The 10,033-nt window shown below is 57.4% G+C and carries 14 protein-coding genes; 5 read left to right on the top strand and 9 right to left on the bottom strand.

Annotated elements, in window-relative coordinates:
- Positions 1-178 (top strand): Orn/Lys/Arg family decarboxylase (locus tag HA48_RS13120; RefSeq protein WP_139807984.1); only part of this gene is annotated, 178 nt, incomplete at its 5' end.
- A 48-nt stretch (positions 179-226) separates the two neighbouring features.
- Here HA48_RS13120 and mltC read toward each other — a convergent pair.
- From mltC to mutY, 3 genes are read right to left on the bottom strand one after another with little or no spacing between them, the layout of a single operon-like run.
- A complete protein-coding gene (gene mltC, locus HA48_RS13115) occupies positions 227-1,306 on the bottom strand; it encodes a membrane-bound lytic murein transglycosylase MltC (RefSeq protein ID WP_128601712.1) in 1,080 nt (359 codons plus the stop codon).
- A gap of 54 nt (positions 1,307-1,360) precedes the next feature.
- Positions 1,361-1,633, bottom strand: a complete 273-nt coding sequence (locus HA48_RS13110; RefSeq protein ID WP_128601711.1) for an oxidative damage protection protein — start codon at positions 1,631-1,633, stop codon at positions 1,361-1,363.
- Positions 1,633-2,718: an A/G-specific adenine glycosylase gene (gene mutY, locus HA48_RS13105; RefSeq protein ID WP_128601710.1), complete on the bottom strand. Its 1,086-nt coding sequence runs from the start codon at positions 2,716-2,718 to the stop codon at positions 1,633-1,635. The genes HA48_RS13110 and mutY overlap by 1 nt, the downstream gene beginning before the upstream one ends.
- Positions 2,719-2,872: 154 nt before the next feature.
- On the opposite strand from mutY, the gene trmB reads away from it, so the two are divergent.
- The 3 genes from trmB to HA48_RS13090 all read left to right on the top strand — a co-directional run bounded on the left by trmB (position 2,873) and on the right by HA48_RS13090 (position 4,859).
- On the top strand, positions 2,873-3,592 hold the full coding sequence (trmB, locus tag HA48_RS13100; protein WP_128601709.1) for a tRNA (guanosine(46)-N7)-methyltransferase TrmB: 720 nt from the start codon (positions 2,873-2,875) through the stop codon (positions 3,590-3,592).
- Positions 3,592-3,918, top strand: a complete 327-nt coding sequence (locus HA48_RS13095) for a YggL family protein (RefSeq protein WP_128601708.1) — start codon at positions 3,592-3,594, stop codon at positions 3,916-3,918. Before trmB ends, HA48_RS13095 begins: the two co-directional genes overlap by 1 nt.
- A gap of 224 nt (positions 3,919-4,142) precedes the next feature.
- Complete coding sequence (locus HA48_RS13090; RefSeq protein ID WP_128601707.1) at positions 4,143-4,859, top strand: YggN family protein; 717 nt, start codon at positions 4,143-4,145, stop codon at positions 4,857-4,859.
- Between the two features lie 90 nt (positions 4,860-4,949).
- Here the strand turns inward: HA48_RS13090 and hemW are convergent, their stop codons facing one another.
- Genes hemW through HA48_RS13070 form a run of 4 tightly spaced genes read right to left on the bottom strand, consistent with a single transcriptional unit; the run spans position 4,950 to position 7,961 of the window.
- Positions 4,950-6,080, bottom strand: a complete 1,131-nt coding sequence (gene hemW / locus HA48_RS13085) for a radical SAM family heme chaperone HemW (protein WP_128601706.1) — start codon at positions 6,078-6,080, stop codon at positions 4,950-4,952.
- Positions 6,073-6,666, bottom strand: coding sequence for an XTP/dITP diphosphatase (locus HA48_RS13080; protein ID WP_128601705.1), 594 nt, complete (start codon positions 6,664-6,666; stop codon positions 6,073-6,075). The genes hemW and HA48_RS13080 overlap by 8 nt, the downstream gene beginning before the upstream one ends.
- Positions 6,667-6,686: 20 nt before the next feature.
- Positions 6,687-7,241 carry a YggT family protein gene (locus HA48_RS13075; RefSeq protein ID WP_128601704.1) on the bottom strand — a complete coding sequence of 185 codons (555 nt, stop codon included), beginning with the start codon at positions 7,239-7,241 and terminating at the stop codon, positions 6,687-6,689.
- 12 nt (positions 7,242-7,253) lie between these two features.
- A complete protein-coding gene (locus HA48_RS13070) occupies positions 7,254-7,961 on the bottom strand; it encodes a YggS family pyridoxal phosphate-dependent enzyme (RefSeq protein WP_128601703.1) in 708 nt (235 codons plus the stop codon).
- Positions 7,962-7,977: 16 nt separating this feature from the next.
- Here HA48_RS13070 and HA48_RS13065 point away from each other — a divergent pair, with 16 nt between their 5' ends.
- Positions 7,978-8,970, top strand: coding sequence for a type IV pilus twitching motility protein PilT (locus HA48_RS13065; RefSeq protein WP_128601702.1), 993 nt, complete (start codon positions 7,978-7,980; stop codon positions 8,968-8,970).
- Positions 8,971-9,021: 51 nt separating this feature from the next.
- Here the strand turns inward: HA48_RS13065 and ruvX are convergent, their stop codons facing one another.
- Positions 9,022-9,438, bottom strand: coding sequence for a Holliday junction resolvase RuvX (gene ruvX / locus HA48_RS13060; RefSeq protein ID WP_128601701.1), 417 nt, complete (start codon positions 9,436-9,438; stop codon positions 9,022-9,024).
- A complete protein-coding gene (locus tag HA48_RS13055) occupies positions 9,438-10,001 on the bottom strand; it encodes a YqgE/AlgH family protein (protein WP_128601700.1) in 564 nt (187 codons plus the stop codon). The genes ruvX and HA48_RS13055 overlap by 1 nt, the downstream gene beginning before the upstream one ends.
- Between the last annotated feature and the right edge of the window lie 32 nt (positions 10,002-10,033).

Genomic DNA, 10,033 nt, shown 5'->3' with positions numbered 1-10,033 from the left:
CCCCGGCGTGCTGTGCGTGGTGCCGGGCGAAGTGTGGGGCGGCGCGGTGCAGCGCTATTTTCTCGCGCTGGAGGGGGGCATCAACCTGCTGCCCGGCTTTTCGCCAGAGCTGCAGGGCGTTTATACCGAAGAGGGCGAGGACGGCCGCAAGCGGTTAGTGGCAAATATGCTGGTGTGATGTGCGTGGCGGGAGGGCACCGTGTGCACCCTCCCGCCCGGCACTGCATCAGTACCGATGGTAGCTGCGCTGCGCCTGGTTCACCTTATACAGATAGCGGCGTGACTCACCGGAAGGGTGGCTGGTGGTCAGCGTCTGATACACCTGAGCGGGCGACATACCGTTGATCAGCGAGAACGCGCGATCTTTATCGCTGGAGAAGACGCGCAGCACGCTGCCGGCGCCGCCGTTATACGCAGTAATCACCGCATAACGCCGCGACAGCGGATCCTGAATTCCGCCGAGATAACTCTTCTGCAGCAGCGACAGATAGGCCGTGCCGGCATCAATATTGTTAGCGGGATCCAGCAGGTAGCTGCGGCTTGGTTTGCCCCATTTCCCCTTCATCCGGAACACATCCACGCCGGCGGTATGCTGCACAACCTGCATCAGCCCCAGCGCGTCAGAGTTACTCACCGCATAGGGGTTGAAGCTTGATTCCGTCTGCATAATCGCCAGGATCAGTGAGGCATCCACGCCATACTGCTCGGCAGCTTTACGCACCAGCGGCAGATACTTATGCGCACGCTTATCAAGATGGTTAGGCACCATCGGAATGGTTACCGACCAGATAACATGCAGCCCGGATGTGCGCTTCTGCAGCTTGTTCTGGATCAGATAGTCGGCAAAGCTGCCGGCGCGCCCCTGCCAGCGGATCGGCTGCCCGGTATTATCCAGCACCTGACCGTACAGCAGTGGCTCTTTACTGATCTGAATATCGTTGGCATCGGAGTAGAGATCGACATTGCCCGGATCGTCACCGATCAACAGGGTGGTAACGATCGCCTGGCGCAGGCTGGCCATGGGATCGGTGCCGGAGATGGTCTCAATGGTGATGCTACCGCTGTCAAAGTTAATGTGACTGCGGGTGTAGTAGTTGTCGCTGTATTTGACGTAATCTTTCGGCCCGGCGATCAGAACCTCATTGATTCCCCAGATATTCTCAATGTTGGCGGCGAACTGCCCCATCAGAATGTCAAACCCGTTGGTGTCCTTTACCCACTCTTCGTGATACTGCGATTTTTTTTGTCCGGAGCAGGAGACCAAAAGTGGTGCGATCACCAACAGTGCTATCAGTTTTTTATTCATTGTGAATGCGTGCCTGACTCGAAAAAGTGGGCCTCAAAGGGAGGCCCGCAACGGTTATTTTTCTGGCGGGGTGTAGCCTTCAATGTGCACATCTTTGCCTTCAAACAGGAAGTTGATCATCTCCTGCTCCAGCACTTTACGATCGCCCGGGTTCATCATGTTGAGCTTCTTCTCGTTGATCAGCATGGTCTGTTTGGACATCCACTGCTGCCAGGCTTCTTTAGAGATCTCGTTATAGATGCGCTTGCCCAGTTCACCGGGGTAGAGCTGAAAATCCTGACCTTCAGCGTCGCGTTGCAGATAAGTACAAAAAATGGTGCGGCTCATTACTCTTCCTCTTCGGTCACACTTGTTCGCAGTTTAAGCTGACGTGGATGGCGCAGCTCTTGCAGTAAACGCTCAACTGGCGCGGCCAGGCCCACTGACGGTGGTTGCGCTAAGTTATACCAGAGAGCGCCTGCTTCATCCATCAGCGACCCGGAAGAAGGCCATGCCAGCCACATAGGCACAATGTCTAAGTGGAAATGGCTGAAGGTGTGGCGGAACGCGGTAAGCTGCTGCGGTTTGGCGTGGATATTGCGCGCGGCCAGCCAGTCCGTCAGCGCCTGCTCACTGGTAAACTGCGGGAAGCAGAAGAGACCGCCCCACAGCCCCACAGGCGGACGCTGTTCAAGAAACACCTCATCACCGTGCTGCATCATCAGGAACCAGCCGCTGCGCTCTGGCAGCGTCACTTTTGGCTTCTTGCCCGGATACTCTGCCCAGCTGTGAGTGGCATAGGCCACGCAGCCGCTGTTGAGCGGGCAGATTTCGCATTTGGGGCGAGAGCGAGTACACACTAACGCGCCCAGATCCATCATGGCCTGATTAAACTGGCTGACGCCCTCAGCGGGCGTAACCTCTTCGCTGATCTGCCACAGCCGTTTTTCGACCTCTTTTTTGCCCGGCCAGCCGCCAACCGCATAACAGCGTGCCAGCACACGCTTAACGTTGCCATCAAGAATCGGGAAGTGTTGGCCGAGCGACAGGGAGAGAATAGCGCCGGCCGTTGAGCGGCCTACGCCCGGCAGCGCAGCGACATCGTCGAAATTACGCGGGAACGTGCCGCCGTGCTTATCTACCACCTGCTTTGCCGCTTTATGCAAATTGCGTGCTCGCGCGTAGTACCCGAGGCCGGTCCACAGATGCAGCACTTCATCAAGCGGCGCGGCGGCGAGATCGCCAACCGTGGGAAAGCGCGCCATAAAGCGTTCAAAATAGGGAATAACGGTGGCAACCTGCGTCTGCTGTAACATCACTTCGGAGAGCCACACTTTATAAGGCGTCTTCTCCAGCTGCCACGGCAGAGTTTTGCGGCCGAAGCGGTGATACCACTCCAGTACCTGTTGCGCGAACTGTGGCGCCTGCATCATAAGAAGGAAATTTTCCGTGTTTACTCTACAATCAGGCAGGAATTCCAGCACAGAGACATCAGGGTGTAAACCTGAAGATTGCAAAGGCTTGCTTCTGCTATCTAACTTTGCATAATGCGCGTTTCCCTGAACAGGCTAATCAGCAGGCATCAACATGATTAATGACGTCATCACCCCGGAGTTTGATGAGAACGGGCGGCCTTTGCGCCGTATCCGCAGTTTTGTGCGCCGCCAGGGGCGCTTAACGAAAGGGCAGCAGCTCGCGCTCGATAATTACTGGCCGGAGATGGGCGTTGAGTATCAGGCGCAGCCGCTGGACATGGTGGCGCTATTTGGGCGCGAAGCACCGTTGGTGCTGGAGATCGGTTTTGGCATGGGTGCGTCACTGGTGACCATGGCGCAAAACAATCCGCATCAGAACTTCCTTGGTATTGAAGTGCATGCACCGGGCGTGGGCGCCTGCCTGGCCTCGGCGAAGGAGGCGGGCGTTGAGAATCTGCGCGTGATGTGCCACGACGCGATTGAGGTGCTGGAGAATATGATTCCGGATAACTCGCTGCGTATGGTGCAGCTGTTCTTCCCGGATCCGTGGCATAAAGCGCGCCACAATAAACGCCGCATCGTGCAGGTGCCTTTTGCCGAGCGGGTGCTGCGTAAGCTGAAGCTGGGTGGCGTGTTCCACATGGCGACCGACTGGGAAGATTACGCCACGCACATGCTGGAAGTGATGAGCAGTGTGGATGGGTATGTTAATCAGTCGGAAACAAAAACCTACGTGCCGCGTCCGGAGACGCGTCCGTTAACCAAATTTGAGCAGCGCGGGCAGCGACTGGGCCATGGCGTATGGGATCTGATGTTTGAGAGGGTGAAATAATGGCCGTACAGCGTAGCCGTCGTTTACGTAAGAAATTGCATATTGATGAGTTTCAGGAGTTAGGTTTTTCCGTTGCCTGGCGTTTTGCCGAGGGCACCACGGAGGAGCAGGTGGATGCCACGCTTGATCAGTTCATCAATGAAGTGATTGACCCGAATGGTCTGGCCTATGATGGCAGCGGCTATCTGGTGTGGGAAGGCCTGGTGTGCCTGCAGGAGACCGGTAAGTGCACAGATGAGCACCGTGAGCTGGTGCGTAAGTGGCTGGAAGATCGCAACCTCGCTGATGTTCAGGTCACTGAACTCTTCGACGTTTGGTGGGACTAAGTTTTAGTGCCGCGTTCAGGTGCGCATGAATGCGCACCCTACAACGTAATTCAGGTACGCATCATTGCGTACCCTATAATGCACTGTGCCGTAGGGTCGCCCTTGATGGCGACCGTTAAAATACCGTACCGGCATGCGCAGAAAATTTTCCAGGGGCGCCCTTCATGGCGACCGCGTCATTGACCGCACCATACCCACACCGCACAGCATATTCAGGAGATCTCATGATTCGTAAGGCTCTGTTCGCCGCGCTACTGCTGACGGCAGCTCAGGCGCACGCTGACTATCAGTGCAGCGTCAATCCTCAGGATGACGTAATCATCAAGCCGCAGAGCGTGCAGGTGTCAGGCAGCAACGGCAATCTCGAAATATCGCCCCAGGGCGATGTGACGTTCAACGGCAAAAAAGCCACGCTGGATAATGCGGCGCGTCAGCAAGCTATCGATTATCAAAACGCGCTGCGCCGCGATCTGCCATGGGTCGATAGCGGCGCAACCACGCGTCTGGAGCGCGGACGCGTAGCGCTGGATAAAGTTATCGTGGAGAAGCTCGGCACCGACAGCAACGTGCGTAACCGTCTGACCACGCTAAACGGCCAGCTAAAACAGCAGATGAACCGCATCATTGAACATCGCCCCGATGGCCTGACGTTCCACCATCAGGCCATTCAGCAGGTACGTGCCGACGGCGAGAAGCTGGTACAGAGCACGCTGGGCGGTGTACTGCAGGATAGCCTGAACGAAATGGGCGTGAAGCAGGCCGCCAGCGGCAGCAATCCGCTGCAGGCGCTGATGGGCAATCTGGGAGGATTGCAGCAGTCAATCCAGACAGAGTGGAACAATCAGGAGCAGGATTTCCAGAACTTCGGACATGAAGTCTGTAATCGGGTAACAGCGCTGGAGAGCCAGCGCAAAGGCCTGATGAAGAGCATCAAGGGTTAAGGCCCTGTAACGCAGCCAAAGCCAGCCATTGCGGCTGGCTTTGTTGTTTCTGGCCGCTATCGCTGGCGGCCCGGGCTGTACATCGCAGCGTTACATAAACAGCTCAAGCAGTGAGTTCAGAAACAGTTTCCCTTTCTCTGTAATCTGCCAGTGTTCGGCGCTCTCTGTCAGGTAGCCGGCGGCGATGGCCTGGTCCATCTGCGTCCGGATCACCGCCTCATCCAGCCCGGTATAGCGGCGGAAATCGGCGCGCGGTGCGGCCTCCAGCAGACGGAAGCGGTTCATGAAGAACTCAAACGGTTTATCCTCAGCCTCAACGTCATGCTGCTTATCCAGATAATTCCCCTTCATAAACCCGCGCGGATGCCGGGTTTTGACCGTGCGCACGATGCGGCCATCGGGCTGCGTCAGCTTACCGTGCGCGCCACAGCCAATGCCGAGGTAATCGCCGAAGCGCCAGTAGTTGAGGTTATGCTCGCAGCGGTAGCCAGGCTTCGCGTACGCCGACGTTTCATACTGCTGATAACCGGCAGCGGTCAGCAGCTGATGCCCCTGCTCGAAGATATCCCACAGCGCATCATCATCCGGCAGCGCGGGCGGACGCGAGCCAAACAGCGTGTTCGGCTCAATGGTGAGCTGATACCACGAGAGATGCGGCGGATTCAGCGCAATTGCCTGGCGTAAATCGTCCAGCGCTTCCTCCAGCGACTGATCAGGCAAGCCGTGCATCAAATCGAGGTTAAAACTGCGCAGGCCAAGCCCGGCGGCCAGATGTGCCGCGCGTACGGCCTCTTCCGGCCCGTGAATGCGACCAAGCCGCGTCAGTTTTTGCGGGCTGAAACTCTGCACGCCGATCGAGATACGGTTAATGCCGGCCTGCTGGTAGCCGCTGAAACGGTCCGCTTCAACCGTACCCGGATTGGCCTCCATGGTGATCTCTGCATCGGCGGCCAGCGGCAAACGGGCACGTACGCCATCCATCAGCATCTGCATCGCACTACTGCTCAGCAGGCTTGGCGTACCGCCGCCGATAAAGATGGTGCGTACTTCGCGGCCGGCCGTAAGCGGTAAATCCTGTTCAAGATCGCTGAGCAGGTGCTGCACATACTCAATGTGCGGCACCTCGCCTTTCAGCGCGTGTGAATTGAAATCACAGTAGGGGCACTTCTGTACACACCATGGAATGTGGATGTACAGGCTTAACGGAGGTAACTCAGGCATTGCGCATCGCTTCCAGCAGCAGCGTCAATGCTTTTCCCCGATGTGAAACGGCGCGCTTTTCATCTTTACTCAGCTCCGCCGCGGTCTTGCCCAGCGTGGGCACATAGAATATGGGATCGTAACCAAAGCCGCCTGCGCCTGCCGCTGCGCGGGTAATCTCACCCTCCCAGCTGCCGTGGAACACCAGCGGCACCGGATCTTCGGCATGGCGCACGTAGACCAGTACACAATGGAACTGCGCCTGACGCTTGCCGTCCGGCACGTTCTCCAGCGCCAGCAGCAGCTTATCGAGGTTCTGCTGATCGCTGGCATCCACGCCGGCGTAGCGCGCCGAGTAGATGCCCGGTGCGCCGCCCAGCGCATCCACCGCCAGACCCGAGTCATCAGCAATCGCCGGCAGGCCCGTAATCTGCGCTGCGTGACGCGCTTTCAGGATAGCGTTTTCAATAAACGTCAGGCCGGTCTCTTCGGCGGACGCTACGCCCAGCTCGGTTTGCGCCACGATATCGAGGCCGAAAGCCGCTAACAGATCGGCCAGTTCACGTACCTTGCCGGGATTACCGGTGGCGAGCACTACTTTTTGCATAACAGTTCCAGATTAACGAATTACAGCAGATACCAGAGACCCGGGAACAGGTCCATGCCGAGGAAATTCAGCGCGTACAGCACCAGAATCACAATCATGGCAGAAAAATCGATGCCGCCCATTGCCGGCAGGATACGGCGGATCGGAGACATTAACGGCTCAGTCAGCTGATAAAGAACCTGATCGACCGGACCGCGGCCCTGACTGATCCAGCTCATCAGCGAGCGAATAATAATCACCCAGAACACCAGATAGCCGGCCGATTTCACCAGCGACAACAGCCCAACCAGCAGGTTGGTGGGATCAACCGAGAACACGCCGACCTGAATCAGCAGCAGAATAGGGTACTTTAGCGTGGTAAGGACAAACGCCAGCAGCAGGGAAGCGGTATCAATCGGCCCGATCGCAGGCAGAATGCGGCGCAGTGGTTTGATAATCGGCTGGGTAATCTTCACAACGAACTGCGAAAGCGGATTGTAAAAGTCACAGCGCGACCACTGCATCCAGATGCGTAACAGCAGCACCATTACGTACAGGTCAATCAGCGTTTTGACTAAAAACGTCAGTGTTAACATGAGGTTCCTCAATTATTGTTGTGAAGGACGCGCGTAATCCCGCGCGCCAAATACGGCGGTGCCAATGCGCACCATGGTACTGCCTGCGGCGATGGCCGCATCCATGTCGTCGCTCATTCCCAGAGAGAGCGTATCGACGTCGGGAAAATCCCGCTGTAAGGCGTGAAATGCAGCGGCCATCTGCTGGCAGACCGCCAGCTGGCGCGCATACGCCTGCTCCGGAGCCGGTATGGCCATCAGGCCGCGCAGCCGCAAATGCGGCTGGGCACTGATCTGCTGCGCCAGCTCCGTAACGGCCTCCAGCATGATGCCAGATTTGCTGTTTTCGTCACTGATATTTACCTGAATTAACACGTTAAGCGGTGGCAGATGGGCCGGGCGCTGATCGTTCAGGCGCTGCGCGATACGTTGGCGATCAACGGTGTGGCACCAGGCAAAATTCTCCGCCACCAGACGGCTCTTATTGGATTGCAGCGGGCCGATAAAGTGCCATTGCAGATCAGGATGTGCGGCCAGTTCGGCGACTTTTTCAACCCCTTCCTGCACGTAATTTTCACCGAAGGCGAGCTGCCCCGCAGCAATGGCTTCTGCGATAGCGCTCGCAGGTTTAGTTTTACTGACTGCAAGCAGCGTAATTTCTTCTGGCGCGCGGCCGCAACGCGCAGCAGCAGCGGCGATACGCTCGCGCACTTGCTGTAAGTTGTGCTCAATGGAAGTCATAGTCAGGAGAAGTTAAATGGATTTGGATGAAGTTGTGGCGCTTAGTGTAAAGCATAATGCTGCCGATCTGCACCTGTGCAGCGGACATTTGCCGCACTGGCGGCGGCAGGGCGTGCTGGAGCCGGTGCCGCAGCAGGTGAAGCTGACAGACGACTGGCTGCAGACAGAGATGGCCCGCTGGCTGAATCCGGCGCAGCAGGCCGACCTGGAGCGGGCAGGGCATGTGGATTTTGCCCTTACGCTTCACGGCGGGGTACGGCTGCGTGCCAATCTGTTTAAACAGCGGCACGGGCTTTCGCTGGCGCTAAGAGTGATTGCCAGCCAGGTGCCGGACATCACCAGCCTGCGGTTGCCTGCGGTAGTGCAGCAGTGGTTAACCCTGGAAGAGGGGCTGATCTTAATCACGGGCGCGACCGGCAGCGGTAAATCCACTACGCTCGCTGCACTGGTGGATAGCCTTAACCGCCAGCAGGCGCGGCATATCATTACGCTTGAGGACCCGATTGAGTTTGTGCATCACAGTCAGCGATCGCTGATTCAGCAGCGTGAAGTGGGCGCGCACAGCGCCTCGTTTCAGCATGGGCTGAAAGCTGCACTGCGCGAAGATCCCGATGTGATTCTTTTGGGGGAGTTGCGCGATAGCGAGACAATTCGTCTGGCGCTTACCGCTGCGGAGACCGGCCATCTGGTGCTGGCAACGCTGCATACGCGGGGCGCCACGCAGGCGGTGGATCGGCTGGTGGATGTATTCCCGGCGGAGGAGAAAAACCTGGTGCGGACGCAGCTGGCGGGCAGTCTGAAAGCGGTGCTGGCACAGCGGCTGGTAACAGCAAAAGCGGGCGGCAGAATCGGGCTATTTGAGGTGCTTATCGCTACGCCCGCGGTTGCCAACCTGATTCGCGAAGGCAAAATGCACCAGTTGCCCGGCGTATTGCAAACCGGTGCGCAGTCGGGGATGCAGACCTTCGCCCAGAGTGAACAGGCCAGGCAGAGCGCAGGGCTGGTTTAGCACCTGAGCCGCCGCCCGGCATCATGTGTTCCGTAGCGGCAGGCGCAGAGATCAATGCGTCTCGAACCAATCCTGCAGAATAATCACGGCGGACTGTGAATCCACCTGGCCTTTCTGCAGGGCACGGAAACCGCCGCGCTCAAACAGATCGGCGCGCGCTTCGACGGTGCTCAGACGCTCATCCTGCAACTCAACGCGCACGCCAAAACGTCCATTCAGGCGATTAGCGAACCTGCGCGCCCGGGCGGTAAGCGGCTGTTCGGTACCGTCCATATTCAACGGCAAACCGACCACCACGTAATCCGGCTGCCACTCTTTCAGCAGCTTCTCAATCAGATTCCAGTCTGGCGTGCCATCCTGCGCTTTTAACGCTGTCAGCGGTCGCGCTGTACCAGTCAGCTGCTGGCCGATCGCGACACCGATGCTTTTCGTGCCGAAATCGAAGCCCAGTAAGGTTTCACTGGCCATCAGGCGTGCCCTGCATCGCTGGTCATATTATGAATATCCACGCCCATGCTGCGCGCAGCTTCACGCCAGCGTTCGGCAATCGGCGTCTGGAACAGAATATTGCTGTTGGCCGGCGTAGTGAGCCAGGCGTTCTCCAGCAGCTCACTCTCCAGCTGGTCTTTCTCCCACGCGCAGTAACCCAGCGCCACCAGCACGTTATCGGGCTGCTCCGCCGTACCAATGGCTTCCAGCACATCACGTGAGGTCGTAATCACCGTATTGTCTGAAATACGAATGCTGGAGGAGTAGATGCGCTGCGCAGAGTGCAATATAAAACCACGATCCTCCGCCAGCGGGCCGCCAGCGAACACCGGTTTATCCAGTTTGATCGCCGGATCGCGGTCTGTTGCAGTGATTTTTAGCTTTTTCAGGATGCCTTCAACCGTCAGGTTTTCCATCGGCTTATTCACGATCAACCCCATGGCACCCTCTTCATTATGCTCGCAGATATAAACCACGGAGCGTTTGAATAACGGGTCCTGCAGTGACGGCATCGCAATCAAAAAATGGTGCTGTAAATTCATTATCACTCGTTTACCAAAAATAGCCGGCGCTG

Origin of the sequence: Pantoea wallisii, from assembly GCF_002095485.1 — a bacterium.
Classification (GTDB): Bacteria; Pseudomonadota; Gammaproteobacteria; order Enterobacterales; family Enterobacteriaceae; genus Pantoea; species Pantoea wallisii.
The sequence above is the reverse complement of the archived record's forward strand: the minus strand, read 5'-3'. Positions and strand labels throughout refer to the sequence as shown.